General features: G+C 56.4%; 21 protein-coding genes and 1 pseudogene. 16 read left to right on the top strand and 6 right to left on the bottom strand.

Features of this window, described 5'->3' with window-relative positions; genetic code table 11:
- Nucleotides 1-239: 239 nt before the first annotated feature.
- On the top strand, nucleotides 240-1,301 hold the full coding sequence (gene yncE / locus CU081_RS15900; protein WP_022651242.1) for a 7-bladed beta-propeller protein YncE: 1,062 nt from the start codon (nucleotides 240-242) through the stop codon (nucleotides 1,299-1,301).
- 93 nt (nucleotides 1,302-1,394) lie between these two features.
- Here yncE and ansP read toward each other — a convergent pair whose 3' ends face one another.
- Nucleotides 1,395-2,891, bottom strand: a complete 1,497-nt coding sequence (ansP, locus tag CU081_RS15905) for an L-asparagine permease (protein WP_022648235.1) — start codon at nucleotides 2,889-2,891, stop codon at nucleotides 1,395-1,397.
- A gap of 327 nt (nucleotides 2,892-3,218) precedes the next feature.
- Nucleotides 3,219-4,109, bottom strand: a complete 891-nt coding sequence (locus CU081_RS15910; RefSeq protein WP_003856988.1) for a LysR family transcriptional regulator — start codon at nucleotides 4,107-4,109, stop codon at nucleotides 3,219-3,221.
- A gap of 112 nt (nucleotides 4,110-4,221) precedes the next feature.
- Between CU081_RS15910 and CU081_RS15915 the strand changes: the two genes are divergently transcribed.
- The 13 genes and pseudogenes from CU081_RS15915 (at nucleotide 4,222) to CU081_RS15980 (ending at nucleotide 15,697) form a co-directional block, all read left to right on the top strand.
- Complete coding sequence (locus CU081_RS15915; protein WP_003856991.1) at nucleotides 4,222-4,620, top strand: (R)-mandelonitrile lyase; 399 nt, start codon at nucleotides 4,222-4,224, stop codon at nucleotides 4,618-4,620.
- Nucleotides 4,621-4,691: 71 nt separating this feature from the next.
- Nucleotides 4,692-5,231, top strand: a complete 540-nt coding sequence (locus CU081_RS15920; RefSeq protein ID WP_003856993.1) for a shikimate kinase — start codon at nucleotides 4,692-4,694, stop codon at nucleotides 5,229-5,231.
- A gap of 109 nt (nucleotides 5,232-5,340) precedes the next feature.
- Nucleotides 5,341-6,342: an LLM class flavin-dependent oxidoreductase gene (locus CU081_RS15925; RefSeq protein ID WP_003856995.1), complete on the top strand. Its 1,002-nt coding sequence runs from the start codon at nucleotides 5,341-5,343 to the stop codon at nucleotides 6,340-6,342.
- Nucleotides 6,339-7,460, top strand: a complete 1,122-nt coding sequence (locus CU081_RS15930) for an amidohydrolase (RefSeq protein WP_022651241.1) — start codon at nucleotides 6,339-6,341, stop codon at nucleotides 7,458-7,460. Before CU081_RS15925 ends, CU081_RS15930 begins: the two co-directional genes overlap by 4 nt.
- 16 nt (nucleotides 7,461-7,476) lie before the next feature.
- Nucleotides 7,477-9,740: pseudogene (locus CU081_RS26610) on the top strand (NtaA/DmoA family FMN-dependent monooxygenase).
- Between the two features lie 9 nt (nucleotides 9,741-9,749).
- Nucleotides 9,750-10,259 (top strand): GNAT family N-acetyltransferase, encoded by a 510-nt coding sequence (locus CU081_RS15945; protein WP_022651238.1) that lies wholly within the window; start codon nucleotides 9,750-9,752, stop codon nucleotides 10,257-10,259.
- A gap of 9 nt (nucleotides 10,260-10,268) precedes the next feature.
- Nucleotides 10,269-11,195 carry an amino acid ABC transporter permease gene (locus CU081_RS15950; protein ID WP_003857005.1) on the top strand — a complete coding sequence of 309 codons (927 nt, stop codon included), beginning with the start codon at nucleotides 10,269-10,271 and terminating at the stop codon, nucleotides 11,193-11,195.
- Complete coding sequence (locus CU081_RS15955) at nucleotides 11,179-11,952, top strand: amino acid ABC transporter ATP-binding protein (RefSeq protein WP_003857007.1); 774 nt, start codon at nucleotides 11,179-11,181, stop codon at nucleotides 11,950-11,952. The genes CU081_RS15950 and CU081_RS15955 overlap by 17 nt, the downstream gene beginning before the upstream one ends.
- A gap of 9 nt (nucleotides 11,953-11,961) precedes the next feature.
- Nucleotides 11,962-12,849 carry an ABC transporter substrate-binding protein gene (locus tag CU081_RS15960; protein ID WP_022651236.1) on the top strand — a complete coding sequence of 296 codons (888 nt, stop codon included), beginning with the start codon at nucleotides 11,962-11,964 and terminating at the stop codon, nucleotides 12,847-12,849.
- Between the two features lie 41 nt (nucleotides 12,850-12,890).
- Nucleotides 12,891-13,508, top strand: coding sequence for a glutathione S-transferase family protein (locus tag CU081_RS15965; RefSeq protein ID WP_022651235.1), 618 nt, complete (start codon nucleotides 12,891-12,893; stop codon nucleotides 13,506-13,508).
- Nucleotides 13,509-13,545: 37 nt separating this feature from the next.
- Entirely contained in the window at nucleotides 13,546-13,776 is a 231-nt protein-coding gene (gene pptA / locus CU081_RS15970; protein ID WP_003857012.1) for a tautomerase PptA, read from the top strand.
- 186 nt (nucleotides 13,777-13,962) lie between these two features.
- Complete coding sequence (locus CU081_RS15975; protein ID WP_022651234.1) at nucleotides 13,963-14,964, top strand: Kdo(2)-lipid IV(A) acyltransferase; 1,002 nt, start codon at nucleotides 13,963-13,965, stop codon at nucleotides 14,962-14,964.
- Between the two features lie 91 nt (nucleotides 14,965-15,055).
- The gene (locus tag CU081_RS15980; protein WP_022651233.1) at nucleotides 15,056-15,697 is read left to right on the top strand and encodes a hypothetical protein; all 642 of its coding nucleotides are present in this window, start codon (nucleotides 15,056-15,058) and stop codon (nucleotides 15,695-15,697) included.
- On the opposite strand, the gene CU081_RS15985 is transcribed toward CU081_RS15980, so the two are convergent.
- Nucleotides 15,690-15,989, bottom strand: coding sequence for an ArsR/SmtB family transcription factor (locus CU081_RS15985; RefSeq protein ID WP_000612740.1), 300 nt, complete (start codon nucleotides 15,987-15,989; stop codon nucleotides 15,690-15,692). The two genes, CU081_RS15980 and CU081_RS15985, sit on opposite strands and share 8 nt — an antisense overlap.
- A 161-nt stretch (nucleotides 15,990-16,150) precedes the next feature.
- On the opposite strand from CU081_RS15985, the gene fusA reads away from it, so the two are divergent.
- Nucleotides 16,151-18,253, top strand: coding sequence for an elongation factor G (gene fusA, locus CU081_RS15990; RefSeq protein ID WP_022651232.1), 2,103 nt, complete (start codon nucleotides 16,151-16,153; stop codon nucleotides 18,251-18,253).
- Nucleotides 18,254-18,320: 67 nt separating this feature from the next.
- Here fusA and CU081_RS15995 read toward each other — a convergent pair whose 3' ends face one another.
- The 3 genes from CU081_RS15995 to CU081_RS16005 all read right to left on the bottom strand — a co-directional run bounded on the left by CU081_RS15995 (nucleotide 18,321) and on the right by CU081_RS16005 (nucleotide 19,806).
- A complete protein-coding gene (locus CU081_RS15995; protein WP_003857021.1) occupies nucleotides 18,321-18,746 on the bottom strand; it encodes a DUF3828 domain-containing protein in 426 nt (141 codons plus the stop codon).
- A complete protein-coding gene (locus CU081_RS16000) occupies nucleotides 18,746-19,108 on the bottom strand; it encodes a hypothetical protein (protein ID WP_022651231.1) in 363 nt (120 codons plus the stop codon). The genes CU081_RS15995 and CU081_RS16000 overlap by 1 nt, the downstream gene beginning before the upstream one ends.
- A gap of 125 nt (nucleotides 19,109-19,233) precedes the next feature.
- Nucleotides 19,234-19,806 (bottom strand): flavin reductase family protein, encoded by a 573-nt coding sequence (locus CU081_RS16005; protein WP_003857024.1) that lies wholly within the window; start codon nucleotides 19,804-19,806, stop codon nucleotides 19,234-19,236.
- 105 nt (nucleotides 19,807-19,911) lie between these two features.
- Here CU081_RS16005 and nhoA point away from each other — a divergent pair, with 105 nt between their 5' ends.
- A complete protein-coding gene (gene nhoA / locus CU081_RS16010) occupies nucleotides 19,912-20,757 on the top strand; it encodes an N-hydroxyarylamine O-acetyltransferase (protein WP_003857025.1) in 846 nt (281 codons plus the stop codon).
- The last annotated feature ends 11 nt before the right edge of the window (nucleotides 20,758-20,768 follow it).

Here is a 20,768-nt window from a genome sequence, read left to right on the forward strand (position 1 = left end):
ACCGGTTAAGAAAAATTCGAACCAAATCAACTGGAACCTGTGTATATATGTTAAATCCTTTGTAAATGTTATGAAAACTATAACCGCACATTTCGTGAATGTAAGGTTTTGAAGGAAAGAAATACTCCACATTCAACTGATTAATGATTACTATTCTCATTAAAATAACGGCAAAGCGATGACTTTGCCCACCGGAAGTGATGTCAGCGGTAAATCTCCTCATTTAAAAAGGAATTGTTATGTCTTTACGTCATCTGTGCTCGCCGCGCCTGCGTGGGTCTCTGCTGTTGGGCTCTTTACTGTTTGCCGGTACGTTCCAGGTTCATGCCGCTGAAGAGATGCTGCGCAAAGCGGTCGGCAAGGGCGCGTATGAAATGGCCGTCAGCCAGCAGGAAAACGCGCTGTGGGTTGCGACGTCACAAAGCCGCAAAACCGATAAGGGCGGCGTGGTTTATCGTCTGGATCCGGTCACGCTGGAAGTGACGCAGGCGATTCATAACGATCTCAAGCCGTTTGGCGCCACGATCGATAACGCCACCCAGACGCTGTGGTTCGGTAACACCGTCAACAGCGCCGTGACGGCGATTGACGCCAAAACGAGCGAGGTTAGAGGGCGCCTGGTGCTGGACGATCGCAAGCGTAGCGACACGGTGAAGCCGCTTCAGCCGCGCCAGCTGGTGGCCGATGACACGACCAATACGGTGTACATTACCGGCATCGGCAAGGAGAGCGTGATCTGGGTTGTTGATGGCGCAACGCTGAAGCTGAAGGACACTATCACGAACACCGGCACGTTCAGCACCGGTCTGGCGCTGGATGCGAAGGCAAAACGCCTGTATACCACCAATGCGGACGGCGAGCTGGTGACCATTGATACGGCAACCAACAAAATCCTCAGCCGTAAAAAAGTGCAGGATGACGGAAAAGAGCACTTCTACCTGAACCTGAGCCTGGACACTGCCGGCCAGCGTGCGTTTGTGACGGATTCAAAACAGCCAGAAGTGCTGGTGGTGAATCTGAAAGATGGCAGCGTGATGCAGAAAATCGCCGCGCCAGAATCGCTGGCCGTACTGTTTAACCCGGCGCGTAACGAAGCCTATGTGACGCACCGCGAGGCGGGCAAGGTGAGCGTGATCGACGCCAAAACTTACAAAGTGACCAAGACCTACGATACCCCGGTTTACCCGAACAGCCTGGCGCTGTCCGCGGACGGTAAAACGCTGTACGTAACGGTGAAACAGAAATCAACCCGTCAGCAGGAAGCGACCCAGCCTGACGATGTGATTCGTATCGCGCTCTGATGTGGGATTTGCCCGGTGGTGGTGCGCTTACCGGGCATAAAAAAACCATGAAATGCAGGCCGGGTAAGGCGAAGCCGCCACCCGGCTTTTTTATTAACGCGACGTCTCTTCCACCAGTGGACCGTCCTGTTTGTCATCTCCAGGATGAACCGGTGCGGTACTGTGGATTTCATTCACGCGTTTACGAACGCCAAACCAGCCAGCAATCAACAGCACCGCCAGCAGCGGGATTGTGGCGATGGTGTAGGTACCGTTCGGGTAGTCGAAGGCCATCAGCACCAGCACGCTCAGCAGGAACAGCAGGGTAAGCCAGGAGGTCACCGGTGCGCCCGGCAGCTTGAAGCTGACGTCAGCCGCTTTTCCTTCTTTGATCGCTTTGCGCAGACGCATCTGACACACCACAATAAAGGCCCAGGAGGCAATAATGCCCAGTGCAGCGACATTCAGCACAATCTCAAACACCTGAGACGGCACCAGATAGTTCAGGAACACGCCAAAGATATACACCACCAGAGTGGCCAGAATACCCGCGTAAGGCACCTGCTGCTTGCTCATCTTCGACATAAACTTCGGCGCAGAGCCCCCCATCGACATGGAGCGCAGGATACGGCCCGTCGAATAGAGTCCGGAGTTCAGGCTGGAGAGCGCGGCGGTCAGTACCACGATGTTCATGATGCTGCCCACGTACGGCACGCCCAGCTTAGAGAAGAAGGTTACAAACGGGCTTTGGCCCGCCTGGTATGCGTTCCACGGCAGCAGCAGAACCAGTAGCACCACGGAGCCCACATAGAACAGGCCGATACGCCAGATCACGCTGTTGATGGCTTTTGGCACCATCGTCTGCGGATCTTTGCATTCACCTGCCGCCGTACCGACCAGTTCGATGGAGGCAAAGGCGAACACCACCCCCTGCACCAGAACCAGCGCTGGCAGCAGGCCGTGCGGGAAGAAACCACCGTTATCGGTAATCAGGTGGAAGCCGGTTGCGTTACCGTCCAGCGGTTTACCGGTGCCGAGAAATACGGTCCCGACCACCAGGAAGATCACAATGGCCAGCACCTTAACCAGCGCGAACCAGAACTCCATTTCGGCGAACCATTTCACGCCGATCATGTTCATGGTCCCGACAATTGCCAGCGCTCCGAGGGCGAACACCCACTGCGGCACATCGCCAAACGCGCCCCAGTAGTGCATATACAGCGCAACGGCGGTGATATCGACAATACCGGTCATTGCCCAGTTAACGAAGTACATCCAGCCCGCGACATACGCGGCTTTTTCACCAAGAAACTCGCGGGCGTAAGAGACAAAGCTGCCGCTGGAAGGGCGGTGGAGTACCAGTTCGCCGAGCGCACGAAGGATGAAGAAAGAGAAGATCCCGCACACCAGATAGACCAGGGCGAGAGCGGGGCCAGCCATTTGCAGACGTGCGCCTGCACCTAAAAACAGACCTGTACCGATAGCGCCGCCGATGGCGATCATCTGCACCTGACGGTTGCCCATCGCCTTGTGATAGCCCTCTTCATGAGAGTTCAACCAGCGACGTTTCGCAGCATGATGATCGGCTGCGCTTTTATTGCTTGTTTTCATTGAGTTACCTGTTTGCCTGTCTGAACCATTAACGTGATAGTCCTGCCTGGCAGATGCCGAAACAAACGATTGCTTCTGCGCAGACACATGCTGCCTTTCCAGTCATTCTGTGTATGGATAAGGCAAAACATGGCGAGGCATCCTACCCGCAATTGATAAGCGACGCAAAATATAACCGTGCCGAAAGTGATGCACGTCGAAGGAAATCGTGTGGTCAGAGCAGACGGGGATCACAACGCGCTGAATCGTGGCGTTTTTTTAGGCAAAAAGGTCTGCGAATGCTGATTTAAACATCAGGTTTACTTAATAGTTACTTATAGGTAGAGACTATTTATGCCGCAGGGCTGCAATGAGTAATGCAAAGGCGGTAGTGTGCTGGCGGCGGCTCGGATAATACAGATGGTATCCCGTAAAAGCCGGACACCAGGCTTCAAGCACACCCACTAACCGGCCCTTAGCAAGGGCGTCCTGAACCGCATCTTGCGGAACATACGCCAGCCCCAGACCGTTTTCGGCGGCATCGATGCGCTGCGGCAGGCTGTTGAGGATCAGCTGGCCGTCAACCCGCACGCGCAGCTCACGTCCGTCCCGTTCAAATTCCCAGGCATATAATCCGCCGCGTGTGGGCAGGCGCATATTAATGCAGCGGTGCTGATCGAGCTGCTCCGGCGTTTTCGGTATGCCGAAACGTTGCAAATACTCTGCTGACCCGACAACCGCCATGCGCATGTCCGGCGCAATACGTACCGCAATCATATCTTTCGCCACCTGCTCACCCAGACGCACCCCCGCGTCAAAGCGGCCATCGACAATATCAGTCAGCCCATTGTCCACCGTGACTTCAACGTTGATGTCAGGATACTGCGCCATAAAGGGTTTAAGCACAGGCCACAGCACCGTAGACATGGCGTGTTCCCCGGCGTTAAGGCGAATATTCCCGGCAGGTCTGTCGCGGGTATCACGCAACGCGGTGAGTTCCTGCTCGATCTCCAGCAGATGGGGGCTTAAGCGCCTAAAGAGTTGCTCGCCGGCCTCGGTAGGGGCTACGCTACGGGTGGTGCGGGTTAACAGACGGACTTCCAGCCTCGCCTCCAGATTGCGCATTGCGTGGCTGAGTGCCGACTGAGATACCCCAAGCTGCGCCGCGGCGCGGGTAAAGCTGCGCTCCCGGGCGACGACCATAAAGGAAAGCAGATCGTTGAAGTTGTCTTTTAACATGGCGGCTTACTCGATTTATGAATTGAACTCATGGTTCCTTTCTGATTATGCACTCTAATGCTCCCCATGGCTTTACGCTACTGTTAACGCAACAGCAAACGAGGAGTAAATCATGAAAATTATCCGTAGCGGTTCGTTACCTTCCGTTCAGGGTCCAGAGGCCTGGTTTACCGGCAGCGTGCGCATTGACGCGCCTTTCCAGGCGACTGAACCGGCAAAAGTCGGTGGCGCGACCGTCACCTTTGAACCCGGCGCACGTACCGCCTGGCATACGCATCCTCTTGGACAAACGCTGATCGTGACGCAGGGGCGCGGCTGGTTACAGGAGTGGGGGAAAGAGGCGGAACCGCTGAATCAGGGGGATATCGCCTGGATCCCACCCGGCGTGAAGCACTGGCACGGCGCAAGCGCGCAGACGGCGATGACCCATATCGCCATCGCAGAAGCGGTCGAAGGGAGTCCGGTGGCGTGGCTGGAGAAGGTCACCGACGAGCAGTATCCGAACGAGTAGTCTGGCGTTTCGTAAACAAATTATTAACGTTATGATTCGATCCGTTTTCTTCAGCATTTGCAGGCGGAACGGTGAAAATCAATATCATAGGTACCAGCGGAAGTGGGAAAAGCACGTTTGGCAGGCGAATCGCGGAGGCGCTGGCTATCCCTTACATTGAGATGGACAGGCTTTACTGGCGAGCGAACTGGCAGGGAACACCGGACGATGAGTTTCTTGCAACCCTGGAAAAAGCGCTCGCCGCCTCGCCTGACTGGGTCCTGGACGGGAATTACAACCGCACACGCGACGTTAAGTGGCGCGACGTCGATCTGGTGGTGTGGATAGATCGTGGGTTTATCCGCACGCTCTGGCAAGCGGTGACGCGGGCCTCCAGACGCGCCTGGCACAAACAGGAGCTCTGGCCCGGCACGGGGAACCGCGAAAGCTTTCGTCGGTCGTTCCTTAGCAAGGACTCTATTATCATCTGGACGATCAAAACCTGGCGCAGCAACCGCAAACGCTATCAAGCGGATATGCAAAACCCGCAGTACAAACACATTCGCTTTCTCCGCATTACCCGACGGCAGGATGCCGAAAGACTCATTGCCTCGCTTAAATCACGCCGATGACAGACTCTCTATTGCCGTTTTCCGGCAATCCAAATGTAAATTAATTGTTTCTCAGAGGTGAAATCCGCCTTTAATAATGACGACATGTTAAGTCAAACGAGAACGCAACATGTCATGGCGAATCAGCATTCTGGATAAAAGCCCCGTCGCAGAACACGAAACAGCCGCCGATGCGCTGGCGCGAACCTTAGCACTGGCGCAGCAGGCAGAAACGCTGGGTTATCACCGCTTCTGGATTGCCGAACACCACAATACCCCGCAGCTTGCCAGCCCCTCGCCGGAGCTGCTGATTGCCTGGATCCTCGGGCAAACAAAGCGTATTCGCGTGGGTTCAGGCGGCGTCATGCTGCAACATTACAGCCCCTACAAAGTCGCCGAAAATTTTAACGTACTGGCCGCCATTGCGCCGGGCCGGGTTGATCTGGGCGTTGGCAAAGCGCCCGGCGGTCTGCCGCTCTCTACCCGCGCCTTGCAGTACGGCCTAAATCCGCAGGAAAAAGGCAGCTTTGCGGACCAACTGACGCAGCTTGATCGCTGGATCCGCCCTGAAAATCAGTCAGCGGAGGAGGACGTTCGCGCCACGCCGCTGCCGCCGGTGGCTGCCCGGGGATTTCTGCTGGGCGCCAGTACCGAAAGCGCGCTGCTGGCGGCCTCCCTCGACTGGCATTTTGTCTTTGCCGCCCATCTGAATGGTGACCCTGAGCTGCTGCGCGACGTCGTCACAGCCTGGCGTCAACACAGCGTCCGGGAGGTGATTGTGGCCGTGCAGGCCATTGTTGCCCCAACCCAGGCTGAGGCCGATGCGCTGGCGCAGAAGGTTGAAGTGTGGGGCGTGGAGCTGGCAAACGGACAGCGCGTCACCGTCGCCAGCGAAGAACAGGCCTACGCCTTTGCGCGGCAGGCGGGGAGTGAACCGGTGCGCATCGCGCGTCGGGCGCAGTCTCTGCTGGCCGGAACGGCGGCGTCGGTGCATGAACAGCTCAACGCGCTGCATCAGCAGTGGGGGATTGACGAATTTATCATCGACACGCCGGTCGCTGATGGCGCAACGCGCGTGCAGTCCCTGCGACTGCTGGCCGAGGCGCGTCTTAACAGGGAGGTTACCGTATGAGCTTTAGCGAACAACTGATTGCCTGGCGCCGTGAGCTGCACCAGAACCCTGAACTCTCCGGTCAGGAGGTCGAAACAACGGCCCGCCTGCGCGAGTGGCTGACGGCAGCCGGGATTGCGCCGCTGCCTTACGATCTCCAGACCGGGCTGGTTGCGGAGATCGGCACGGGCAACGCACTGGTTGCGCTGCGCGCCGATATCGACGCGTTACCCATCGACGAGCGCAGCGGGGTGCCGTTTAGCTCCCGGCGTGCCGGGGTGATGCATGCCTGCGGACACGACATTCACACCAGCGTGATCCTCGGCGCCGCGCTAAAGCTGAAAGAGCGGGAAGCCTCGCTCAACGGTCGCGTGCGGATCCTGTTCCAGCCTGCGGAAGAAAATTTCGGCGGAGCGAAAAGCATGGTGCGTGCCGGGGCGTTACGCGACGTACGCGCGATTTTCGGGATGCATAACGAGCCGTCACTGCCGGTCGGCGAGTTTGCCACGCGCGGCGGCCCGTTCTATGCCAACGTTGATCGCTTCGTTATTCACGTGACCGGCAAAGGCGCTCATGCCGCACGTCCCCATGAAGGCAACGACGCCATCGTGCTGGCAAGCCAGCTGGTAACAGCGCTGCAAAGCGTAGCCAGCCGTAACGTCAACACGCTGGATTCGGTTGTTCTGAGTGTGACGCGCATCGCCGGGGGGAATACCTGGAATGTGCTGCCGGAAAGCGTTGAGCTGGAGGGCACGCTGCGCACGCACCGCACGGAAGTGCAGCAGAACGTGAAAGCGCGCGTCGGTGAAATCGCCGCCGGATTTGCCAGCGCCTTTAGCGCGCAGATCAACATCACCTGGTACGCCGGGCCCACCGCGCTGGTGAACGATGAGCACTGGGCCGTGTTTGCCACCTCGGTCGCGCGCGAAGCGGGATATGAAACCCGGTATGCGGAACTGCACATGGGCGGGGAGGATTTCGCGGTCTATCTGCAAAACATACCCGGCGCGTTTGTCAGCATTGGCAGCAACAGTCCGTTTGGGTTACATCACCCGGCATTTAACCCGGACGAAGCATTAATCGAACCCGCTGCCCGCTATTTTGCTCAGCTCGCGGAAAAAGCCCTGCAACACGTTTAATTAATTTGAGGTGAATATGACTGCACATCGTCAATTGCGGCTGGGGACCATTTTGCATGGTGCATCCGGTAATATGTCTGCCTGGCGCCATCCCGCGGCGGTCGCGGATGCCAGCATTAATTTTGATTTCGTTAAAGAAACGGCTTTAAAAGCAGAAGAGGGCAAGCTCGACTTTATATTTGTGGCCGACGGTCTTTATATTAACGAGAAATCCATTCCGCATTTTTTAAACCGCTTTGAGCCGCTGACGGTGTTGTCCGCGCTGGCGAGTATCACCTCGCGCCTGGGACTGGTCGGCACGTTGTCCACCTCCTACAGCGAGCCCTTCACCGTTGCACGCCAGTTCGCCAGCCTCGATCACCTGAGCAACGGACGCGCGGGCTGGAACGTGGTGACCTCACCGCTGGAAGGGTCAGCGAAGAACTTCTCACGTGAAAAACACCCGGAGCATGCGCTGCGCTACCGCATTGCCGATGAGTATCTCGACGTGGTGAAGGGGCTGTGGGATTCCTGGGAAGGGGATGCCTTTATCCGCAATAAAGAGAGCGGACAGTTCTTTGATGCGTCGAAACTGCATACTCTTGATCACCACGGTGATTTCTTCCAGGTTTCCGGCCCGCTGAATATTGGCCGCACGCCGCAGGGACGTCCGATTGTCTTTCAGGCTGGCGCGTCCGACGACGGTAAAAAGCTGGCGGCAAAACACGCTGACGCCATCTTTACCCACCATGACACGCGGGAAGAAGCCCAGGCTTTTTACCGCGATGTTAAACAGCAGCTGGAAAGTCACGGCCGTCGCGCAGGGGATTTACATATATTCCAGGGCGTCAGCGTGATTGTTGGAAACGACGCCGATGACGTAGAAAACCAGTATCAAACTACGGCGGCACTGGTCTCCATTAATGATGCGCTGAATTACCTCGGACGATATTTCGAGCATCACGACTTCAGCCAGTATCCCCTCGACGCGCCGTTCCCGGATATTGGCGATTTGGGCAAAAACAGCTTCCGCAGCACCACCGATGAAATCAAGCGTAACGCCCGTGAGCGCAACTTAACTCTGCGTCAGGTCGCGCTGGAAGCCGCATCGCCGCGCCCGCGTTTTTCCGGCACACCGGAGCAGGTGGCTGATGGTTTACAGGCCTGGTTCGAAGAGAAGGCGGCGGATGGCTTCATCATTCAGGGCGGCACGCCGGACACCTTCCCGCGCTTTGTTGACCAGGTGGTGCCCGTTTTACAGGCGCGTGGCCTGTTCCGCACCGACTATCCCGGCACCACGCTGCGCGAAAGTCTGGGCTTAGACGAGCCCAAAAATCAGTTCACACAACAATAAAAGAGAAAAACGCTATGCAGAAATCATCGCTTATTCTGGCGCTTGCGCTGGCCTTTACCCCTGCCGTCTGGGCAGAGAACGTCAATATTAACGGCACCGGCGTGAGCATTGAGGCCAATAAAACGCCGATCAATACCGCCAAAAACAGCGATGCGATCGCGCAACTGCCGAAAGACTATCGTTTTGCCGTGCCGGGGAAATTTACCGTGGCGGTGGCGGGACTGAATCAACCGCCACTGACGGTCTTTTCCGACGGCAACAAAACTCTGCTGGGAAGTGAGGTCGACATCGCGCGTCTGGTAGCGGACAGCCTCGGACTGGAGCTGAACGTGGTGCCCACCTCCTGGGAGGACTGGCCGTTGGGGGTTGCCTCCGGGAAATACGACGCGGCTATCAGCAACATCACCGTCACTAAAGCGCGCAAAGAGAAGTTCGACTTCGCCACCTACCGCAAGGATTCACTTGGCTTCTACGTGAAATCCACCAGTCCGATCAACTCGCTTGTGAAGGCAGAGGATATCGCCGGGCTGCGCATCATCGTGGGTTCCGGCACCAACCAGGAGGCCATCCTGCTGGCATGGAACGAAGAGAACCTCAAAAAAGGGCTTAAACCCTTTATGCCGATCTACACCAAAGACGACGCGGCCCAAACGCTGGCACTTCAGTCCGGACGCGCGGACGCCTACTTTGGCCCGAACGTGATCGGTGCCTGGAAAGCGGCGCTTAACGGTAAAACCAAACTGGTCGGCAGCGTCGATGGCGGCTGGCCGAAGGCAGCGCATATCGCGGTGACGCTGAAAAAAGGCAGCGGCCTGGTCGAACCGGTTCAAACCGCGCTGAATGGCGCGATCAAGAACGGAGATTACGACAAGGTGCTGAACCGCTGGGGGGAAGGCGTGGAGCGTATCCCCAGTTCCGAAGTTAACCCGGCGGGTCTGGGCGATTAAGGAGGCGCTATGCGCGAACAATTTCGTGACGTTTCGCCAGAAGATACCGATCTTCAGCCCATTATCGAGGGGCTTTTTGGTGAATACGCTGCTCGTTACGGCGACTACTTTTCAAAGGATGCGGAAGTCGAGCTGACAGAGTGGTACCTGGCGCCGCAGGGGCTGTTTATCGTACTGGAGCGCGATGGCGAGATCATCGCCACCGGGGCGTATAAGCCCTTCGACGAACATACCGCAGAGATCAAACGTATCTGGACGAATAAAACGCTGCGCCAGCAGGGGCTGGCCGCGCGCGTGGTACAGGAGCTGGAGCGCCGGGCGGTGCTGGCGGGCTACAGCCACATCTACCTGACCACGGGGTTTCGTCAGCCGGAGGCGGTGCGGCTCTATCTCAGCCAGGGGTATCAGCCGCAGTTCGATCTCAACCGCGACCCGGAAGAGTACAGCCAGCCGCCGTTCGACGGTCGGCTGCGTTTCACCAAGACGCTGATCCGCGAAGCGCTCAGCAAAACCGCATAAGGAGCGACGATGAGCAACGTTGAAACCATAAAAGTGGTCCCGGCACGTTATCCGCTGCGCGCTGCTGGCGCCGTGGTGGCGCTGTTTGTGCTGGCGGTCGTGATCCAGTCCGTGGCCTTTAATCCGCGCTGGGAGTGGGCGGTATTTGCCCGCTGGTTCTTCGACCCGGTGATCCTCGAAGGCGTCGGCCAGACGCTGCTGCTGACGTTGATAAGCACTGTACTGAGCGTGGTGATTGGCGGCATGCTGGCGCTGGCGCGGCTCTCGTCATCATGGCTGTTGAGCAGCCTGGCGTGGGGTTACATCTGGCTGTTCCGATCGCTGCCGCTGATCGTGGTGCTGATTATCCTCTATAACTTCTCCTATCTCTACGACACGCTCTCTCTCGGCGTGCCTTTTACCGGCATTACCTGGGGCAGCTTTGAAACCATCAACGTTCTCGGGCAGTTTTCTACCGCCATCGTGGGGCTGACTCTGGTGCAGAGCGCCTATACTGCGGAGATCATTCGCGGGGGCTTCCTTGGGGTCGACCACGGTCAGTATGAGGCGGCCGCTGCGCTAGGTCTGCCGGCGTGGCGTCGCACCGTGCGCATAATTCTCCCGCAGGCGCTGCGCACCATCCTGCCGTCCGGGTTTAACGAAATTATCAGCCTCGCAAAAGGGACGGCGATGGTGTATGTGCTGGCGATGCCGGAACTGTTCTACACGATCCAGATGATCTACAACCGCACCCAGGAGGTGATCCCGCTGTTGATGGTGGGGGCCGTCTGGTATCTGGTGATCACCACCGTACTGTCTGCCATCCAGCATGTTATTGAGCGTGGACTCGCCCGCAGCGAGCGCCGCTCCGCCGTAAACCAGAACCGGGCGGCGAGTCGCTCGCGTTCGGTCACCACTTCGCCAGCACAGGAGCCTGTTCATGCAAGCCTCTCCTGAAGGACACATTTCCATTACCGGCGTCAGTAAGTTTTTTGGCCGACATAAAGCGCTCGATAACGTCACGCTTGAGATCCCGCCGGGCTCCGTGACGGTGATCCTCGGCCCCTCTGGATCGGGAAAATCGACGCTGCTGCGCGCCATTAACCATCTGGAGCGCGTAGACGAAGGCTTTATTCAGATTGACGGGGATTACATCGGCTATCGCCGTCAGGGTGACAAACTCTACGAACTAAAAGAGAGAGAGATCCTCAAACAGCGCGTCAACGTTGGGTACGTGTTTCAGAACTTCAATCTTTTTCCGCATCTCACGGTGCTGGAAAACCTGATTGAAGCACCCATCGCGCATAAAAAGTTCAGTAAAAAAGAGGCTGTTGAAAACGCCTACAGCCTGCTGGATGTGGTAGGACTGCGCGATAAAGCCGATGCCTGGTCGCGTCACCTCTCCGGCGGCCAGCAGCAGCGTATCGCCATTGCCCGCGCGCTTGCGCTGCGCCCGCGCGTGATGCTGTTTGATGAACCAACCTCGGCGCTGGATCCGGAACTGGTTGGCGAAGTGCTGGACGTGATTAAAAAACTCGCCCGTTCCGGCACTACGCTGGTGGTGGTCACCCATGAGATCGGCTTTGCCCGGGAAGTGGCGGACCAGGTGGTATTTATGGTCGACGGTAAAATTGTGGAGCAGGGCAGCAGCGACGACGTGTTAAACCGACCGTCTCATCCGCGAACGCGCCAGTTCCTCTCAAAAGTGCTGTAAGGAGCGCAGATGAAATATGGACTCCTGGCGGGGCTGGTCTTCACGACGGCGAGCCACGCCAGCATTGATTTAAAGGCCAACGAACAGCCGCTGCCGGTGACGGTTGATCAACAGGCAGTGGCGAAAATCCCGGCGAACTATAAATTTGTTGAGCCGGGTACCCTCACGGTGGCGATTTCAGCCCTGAATTCTCCGCCGCTGGCGCTGCTGGCCAGTGATAACCGCACCCGTATTGGCAGCGACCCGGATATCGCCCGGTTGCTGGCGGGCAGTCTGGGGCTGAAGCTGAAGCTGGTGCCAACGGCGTGGGAAGACTGGCCGCTGGGGATCACTTCCGGGCGCTATGACGTGGCGTTGGTGAATATCGCCGTCACCGAGCAACGTAAGGAGAAGTTCGATTTTGCGACCTATCGCGTCGATTCCCTGGCCTTCTCGGTGAAATCCACCAGCAACGTACAGTCGATCACCAGTGCGAAAGATCTGGCCGGGAAAAAGGTGATTGTCGGGTCTGGCACCAATCAGGAGCGTATTCTGCTGGGCTGGAACGAAGAGAATAAAAAGGCCGGGCGCGAGCCTGCGTTGCCGGTTTACCTGACCGACGACGCCTCAGGCAATCTTTATATTCAGTCCGGCAGGGCGGATGTGTTCTTTGGACCGCAGTCCGTTTCGGCCTATAAAGCCGCGTTAACCGGCAAAACCCGCGTCGTGGGTTTAGGCCCGAAGAAAGCCTATGTCGCCACCACAACCAAAAAAGATAATGGGCTGGTGTATGCGTTGCAGGCTGCGCTGGACGGTGCGATTAAGCGCGGGGAGTATCAAAAGGTGCTGGCGCGCTGGGGGGAAGCGGGCGAAGCGGTGACGTCTTCAGACGTTAATCCGCCCGGGATAACCTACTAATGGTGCTCTACACTTAGGGTTTTCATCCCTGAGGGGGCAACATGATCAAACTCTATGGCGTACCTGGCTGGGGATCGGCAATCAGTGAAGTGATGCTGACTCTGGCAGACATCCCGTATCAGTTCGTCAACGTGGACGGGTTTGACCAGCCCGGCCCGCAGCGCGAATTGCTGTTGAAACTGAACCCGCTGTGCCAGGTGCCGACGCTGGAGCTGGAAAACGGGGCGATCGTGACGGAAACCGCGGCGATCGCCCTGATGGTGCTCGACAGACGTCCCGACCTCGCGCCGCCCGTTGGGCAGGCCGAGCGCCAGCAGTTTCAGCGCCTGCTCATCTGGTTTGTGGCGAACGTCTATCCCACCTTTACGTATGCAGATTACCCGGAACGCTGGGTTCCTGATGCCCCGGAACAGTTGAAGAAAAACTGCATTGAGTACCGAAAATCGCTTTATCTGTGGTTCGACAGCCAGCTCAGCGCCTCGCCGTTTGCGTTTGGCAAACAGCTGACGCTGCTTGACGTCTATATTGCCGTTGCGCGTACCTGGGGTCCACGCCATGAGTGGTTTGCCACCAACACGCCTAATTTTACCGCCGTCGCGGATGCCGTCTGCGCGCTGCCGGAACTGCACAAGGTGCTAAAAGCTAACGATATAATCTGATAACGTGGAACGCTCACCTATAAAAGGAGCCCTGCCCATGCCACACGTTGATATCAAATGTTTTCCACGCGATCTGACTGACGAACAAAAAACGGCCCTGGCGGCGGATATCGCCGAAGCGATCGCCCGCCACCTGAACAGCAAAGATCGCTCAATCTCCGTGGCGCTTCAGGAGGTTCAGGAAGCTGACTGGAAGGCGCAGGTCTGGGATACCGAGATCGGCCCGAAACTGGATGAACTGATTAAGAAGCCCGGCTATTCGATGTAACTTGCCTGCCGGGTGGTGCAATTTCACCCGGCGATCCCCACTTTTATTCCCTTTCGCAAAAATCGATAATAAAAACCATAACGATTCCGCTACAATTCATCCTTCCGAACAATATTCGTTAAATCAGCAGGTAAGCACTGCAACTGCACCAGATTAAGTACAAATAAGTAAAAGGATAATTTTTCCATGACAAAATTACCTCAGTTTTCACTCGCCTTTATTCATCCTCGTTACTGGCTCAGCTGGGCAGGCATTGCCGCGCTCTGGTGCACGGTTCAGCTTCCGTACCCGCTGCTGTTGAAAACAGGTCACAGGCTTGGGCGTCTGGCTATGCGCCTGCTTCCACGCCGCTTGGAGATCGCCAGACGAAATCTTGAGCTTTGCTTTCCTGATATGAAAGAGGACGAGCGCGAGCGTTTACTTGAGCGTAATTTTGAATCGGTTGGAATGGGCGTCATCGAAACCGGGATAGCGTGGTTCTGGCCTAACTGGCGCGTGCGGAAACACTTCAGCGTGACCGGCTACGAACATATGGAACAGGCGCGGGCGCAAGGTAGGGGCGTGGTGCTCATTGGCATGCATTTTCTCACGCTGGAATTAGGCGCACGCATCTTTGGCATGCTCAACGCGGGTATTGGTGTGTATCGTCCCAACAATAATGCGTTGCTCGACTGGCTGCAAACGCGCGGTCGTCTGCGTTCCAATAAAACCATGCTTGACCGCTATGACCTGAAGGGCATGATCCGCGCACTGAAGCAAAACGAGATCCTGTGGTATGCCCCGGACCACGACTATGGCAAAACGAATAGCGTGTTTGTGCCGTTTTTTGCCGTCCCGGAAGCCGCGACAACTGCCGGGAGCTACATGCTGGTGAAAAGTGCCAGACCGGCCGTGATCCCGTTTGTACCGCGCCGAAAAGCAGATGGCACAGGGTATGAGCTGCTTATTCTGGAAGATATCAGCGATACCTTGCAGGGAGGCGATAAAGCGTCGGTGGCCACGCAAATGAACAGAGCGATTGAGCGCGCCGTGATGATGGCGCCTGAGCAATATATGTGGCTGCATCGCCGGTTCAAAACCCGCCCTGAAGGCCAGCCGGACCGGTATAAACGCAAAAAACAGGTCGCGTCTACTGCAAGAACCTTATCTGCCAGCGATATTTCGGACCGGTCGAGTATCCAGCAGTAGTCGGTCAGGGCGGGTGCCGGTGCGCTCCGCCCTTTATAAATCCTGCCGCGCTGGATAGAATTACCGCATCCACATTGACGGGATGCCCCACATGACCGGAAGAGTCGATTATCATCTTGAAAAATACCTCCTTACCGAAGCCGGCGAGCCCGAACGTTTGACGCGCCAGTGGGCCGAGGTGATGCGCGAGTGTCATGACCAGAAATCCGGGGCAGAAGAGCGGCTGCGTCTCGCGCTGCTGAACGTGGATTATGTGACCAGCTTTGAGCTTCCCTTCCGGTTACTTCTTACCCGTGCACCGCAGCTGATTGATGGCATCAGAAATGAGTTCCAGCTCAGTCAAAAAAATGTCCTGTTCAACGGCAAGCGGTTTGGCTGCGTTTACAGCCTTAAACAGGATTTGAACGGCATTCCAGATGAATTTACCTACCACCTGAAGACCCGTATTCAGCGGAACGATGCGTCCGGCGGTTCGGAAGTGCCTTACCGGCAAATCGCTCAGCAGGTGAAAGCCCCCCGCGAGCGCCTCCAGCTGGCGCTGGAACAGGGGCTTGCGGTCACCGCGCTTGACGGGCTTTTCTGGTTTGGCCTCCAGCGCATAGCCGCCGACGTGCAGCGGTTAAGGAAGACCGGGATGAGAATAGTGACGTCCGATACGGAGGTGTTCGACACCCTTACCGGAACAACACGGCGCATTCCGGTTTATCGTCTTGAGGACGCTGCCGCTACTTAGCCTGGAGCAGGATCGCCAGCAGTCCCGGAAAGCGGGCGTCCAGATCCTCTCTTCTCAGTGAGATCATATTCTCGCGCCCCTGCGGGCGCTGCCAGATCACGCCGCTGTCGCGCAGCACGCGCCAGTGGTGAGTCATAGTGGATTTCACCACCTCTTCCGGGCGCAGCGCGTTACAGCTCAGTTCGCTGCCGTCGGCCAGCCTGCGAATAATCGCTAATCGCAGCGGGTTGCCGAGGGCGAACAGCACATTTTCCAACACTATTTGTTCAGGTTCCGGGTGGTTTGGGATCATCGTTTTCCTGCGTCTCGCGTGAGATTGAGCTATATCAACAATAGGTCAACCGTTAAAATATAGTTCGATAATACTCGTACAATGGGACTATTATAACAAACGAACGAATACGCGACCATCCCGGTCGTCACAAACCAGTCTTGAAGACTTAAGGAAATAACATGCCCCGACCCATTCCACTCGAACGTTATCGCAACATCGGTATCTCCGCGCATATCGATGCGGGCAAAACAACCACCACTGAGCGCATCCTGTTTTACACCGGGATGAGCCACAAGCTGGGTGAAGTACACGATGGCGCGGCAACCACCGACTGGATGGCGCAGGAGCAGGAGCGCGGGATCACCATTACGTCGGCGGCGGTAAGCTGTTTCTGGCCTGGTATGGACAGAGGCTTTGAACCGCACCGCATCAATATTATCGACACCCCCGGGCACGTGGATTTCACCATTGAGGTGGAACGTTCCATGCGTGTGCTCGACGGCGCGGTAATGGTCTATGACTCCGTCGGTGGCGTGCAGCCGCAGTCGGAAACCGTCTGGCGTCAGGCGAATAAATATCATGTTCCGCGTCTGGCATTCGTCAACAAAATGGACCGCCCGGGCGCAGATTTCTTCCGCGTGGTGCGGATGATGCAGGAGCGGCTGAAAGCCAATCCTGTCCCGATTGTGATCCCCGTGGGGGCAGAAGAACACTTCACCGGCGTGGTGGATCTCATCAAGATGCGCACCATTCTGTGGGACGATGCGACGCAGGGCATGGCATTTAGCTACGCGCCGGTGCCTGACGATCTGCTGAGTACCGCCCAGACGTGGCGAGAAAAAATGGTCTCGTCTGCGGCAGAAGCCAGCGATGAGCTTATGGATAAGTACCTTGAGACGGGCGAACTGGATGAAGCGGAAATCATCAAAGGACTGCGGATCCGGACTATCTCCGGTGAAATACAGCCCATGCTGTGCGGCAGCGCTTTCAAGAACAAGGGCGTGCAGCGCATGCTCGACGCGGTGATTGAATTGATGCCGTCTCCACTGGACGTGCCCGCTATTGATGGGGTAGACGAAGACGGACAGCACGCCGAGCGCCACCCAAGCGATGATGAACCGTTCTCGGCGCTGGCCTTCAAGCTGATGAGCGATCCGTACGTCGGCCAGCTGACCTTCATCCGCGTCTATTCCGGCATACTGCGTAAAGGCGACGCGGTGTACAACCCGGTGAAGGGCAAGAAAGAGCGTATCGGGCGCATCGTGCTGATGCATGCCAACGATCGCCATGAGGTGGACGAGCTGCGCGCAGGGGATATCGCAGCCTGTGTCGGGCTGAAAGACGTCACCACCGGTGACACGCTGACCGACCCGAATGCGGTGATCACCCTTGAACGGATGGAGTTCCCGGATCCGGTTATTTCGTTGGCGATTGAGCCGAAAACCAAGGCCGATCAGGAGAAAATGGGGATCGCCCTACAGCGCCTGGCGGCGGAAGATCCGTCGTTCCGCCTGCACACGGACGAAGAGTCCGGTCAGACGATTATCTCCGGGATGGGCGAGCTGCATCTGGAGATCATCGTCGACCGCATGAAGCGCGAGTTTGGCGTTGAGGCGAACATTGGTCGTCCGCAGGTCACCTACCGTGAAACCCTGCGTAAAGCGGTGAAGGATATTGAAGGTAAATTTGTCCGACAGTCCGGCGGGAAAGGGCAGTACGGTCATGTGGTCCTGAGCCTTGAGCCGTTAGCAGCCGGGTGTGGTTTTGTGTTTGAAGATGCCACCAAAGGCGGGGTGGTGCCGCGAGAGTACATCCCGTCGGTGGAAAAAGGGTTGCGAGAAGCCATGAATACGGGTGTGCTGGCGGGCTATCCGGTGGTGGATGTGAAAGCGACCCTGACGTTTGGTTCTTACCATGACGTTGACTCCTCGGAGATGGCCTTCCGCATGGCGGCGATCCTCGGCTTCAAAGAGGGCGCACGGCGGGCGGACCCGGTTATTCTTGAGCCGGTCATGCACGTTGAGGTGGAAACGCCGGAAGAGTATGCCGGGAACATTATGGGCGATCTCTCCTCCCGTCGCGGCCTGGTGCAGGGGATGGCAGAGCAGTACGGCAGCCAGATTATTCGCGCTGACGTCCCGCTGGCTGAGATGTTTGGTTATGCCACCACGCTGCGCTCGATGTCCCAGGGGCGCGCGACGTATACGATGGAATTCCATCATTTTGCGGAAGCTCCGCGGAATGTGGCGGATGAGATTATTGCGAAGCGTGTGAAGAGTTAATTAATTGCACATGGTAGTCATTTGGCTACCATGTGTCTTTATTATCGCGACAGGGAGTTTATGCCTGTTACTTAATTAGCGTCGCCGATCGCACTTTCCATTTTCCTTGCTCTTCAACGAGACAATCTGCAATAACATGATCTTGCTTCTTACCAAATGCGACATAGACGTTTGTGCAAACGGCGTCAAAATCAGAATGTAAGACGGTTATCTGATTCCAGTCATCATCCCAGTCCTGCGCTTTGATAAACATATCCGCATCGGGCATATCTTTATCGTTACTGTCGCCAGAGTACATTTCTTTAATTGCTGCAATGGTCCCTGAGGCTACGTACTCGTTCATAATGTCTGGATTGAGTACGGGTGGTTTGTTCTGATCTAACTGCGCTATATACCATTGATTGAATTTAAGCGCCGCCTGACCCGGTGCATAAATATTTTCTGCGGCCGCGAGCGGAGACAGGGCGAAAAGTAAAAAGTAGAGTGGTTTCATTAATCATGCCTGAACAGTTCGTAATGAGGTTGTATGTTGCGGTAAGCCTGCCCAGGATACATGGTGCGTTGCACAAAATCGCTGATCCACTGTTGACCATCGTATATACAAACGTGACCGCTATCATGACCAACTATATTTTGGATAACTGCGACGTCACCAGCATGGGGTTGATCATATACCAGGTGAAAGCCTGCATTGACTAATGTGCGCCCCATATCTTTTGCCAGACGCGTGTTGGGGAGTTTTAATCGACCACCCGCTCTGATCGCTTCTGTTACGTAACGAGCACAATTACCCGTGCTGCTGGGCTGCGCGTGTGATTTCGCATATGATATTGCGCCATCTTTGTTCCATGACATGGATATTTCCTTTACGAAAGATTGTTTATACAACAGCTTCTGAAATATCCTCCGTTTAACATCGTCATGATAAACATAAAATGCCATTGAAATTTTATATAATTCATATGGGTATAATTAAAAAATCATTCCAGCGCCTTCACCATTTTCCCGCTCGCGACAAACGTACCCGCTCCCAGATGATGCAGCGTATTCAGCTTATCCCCGTCAAACTGCCAGCGTCCGGCGACAAATGCGCGTTCATCCGCCGCGGCGGAAACCACTTCGCCAAACAGAGTGTCATATTTCTCTGCCGCAGAGGTGACAGGTAATAACCGGCACTCCATCCAAGCCAGACATTTCTCTTCTATAACCGGCAGGTCAAGCTCAGGGCCATAAATAACCGGGATCCCGTAGCAGTTAAATTTATCCTCGTCGCGCCCGCTGACGCTGCCGACCGCCCAGGTCCAGTTGGCTGCCGCCACGCCGGGGATCACAATGCCGAATTTCCCGCTGCGTTCGATCAACTCCCGTGACCACGCGCTTTTGTCTACCACAATCGCGATACGCGGGGGTTCAAATTCCACCGGCATAGACCATGCGGCGGCCATGACATTGCGACGATCGATGGTCTCATCCCGGCTGGTGATGAGCACGGTTGGACCGTGATTCAGAAGGCGGCTGGCGTGACGTAATTCAACAGGGCGAAAGTGGCTCATAGGATCTCCTCGTGTACACGATGAGTATGACGAAAAAGCACTTTTACGCATATGCAAAAGGGAAAATAGTTTATAAACAGGGGATATCACCTCCTGGAGCAAATCATGTCCCCATTTCTGAGTGCTTATTTTGCCCGCACGGGCTGGCAGCAGCCCGTACAGGTTAATATCGATACCCTGCGGGGGCTGCATTTACACCATAACTGCGCGATCCCCTTCGAAAATATCGACGTCGTTTTGCCGCGGGAAATCCATCTGGACGACGGGTGTCTGGTGGATAAACTGGTCACCGCACGTCGAGGGGGGTATTGCTTCGAGCAAAACGGCTTGTTTGAGCGGGTATTGCGCGAAGTCGGGTTTACGGTGCGCAGCGTGCTGGGGCGGGTTGTGCTGGCCAATCCGTCGCAGATGCCGCCGCGTACGCACCGGTTGCTGCTGGTTGAGCTGAACGGCGAGCGCTGGATCGCCGATGTGGGATTTGGCGGACAAACGCTGACGGCGCCGATTCGTTTGATCGCCAACGAGGAACAGGAAACCCCGCACGGGCGTTATCGTTTGCTGAGCGAGGGTAACGACTGGATACTGCAATTCCGCCATCACGACCACTGGCAGTCGATGTACCATTTTGACCTGGCGACCCAGTACTTCAACGATTACGTGATGGGAAACTTCTGGTCGGCGCACTGGCCGCAGTCCCATTTCCGTCATCACCTGCTGATGTGTCGCCACCTGCCGGACGGGGGCAAGCTAACGCTGACCAACTTTAATTTTACCCACTGGCAGAACGGTCATGTGGAAGAGCAGATCCATTTGCCGGATGCGGAGGCGCTGTATCAGCTGATGCAGGCGCGGTTTGGCCTGGGCGTTGATGACCCGAAGCACGGCTTTACCCTGGCAGAGCTGACGGCCGTGATGGCGGGGTTTGATACGCATCCGCAGGCGGGGAAATAGCCCGGTGGCGG

Origin of the sequence: Enterobacter sp. CRENT-193 (assembly GCF_002787395.1) — a bacterium.
Classification (GTDB): Bacteria; Pseudomonadota; Gammaproteobacteria; order Enterobacterales; family Enterobacteriaceae; genus Enterobacter; species Enterobacter hormaechei_C.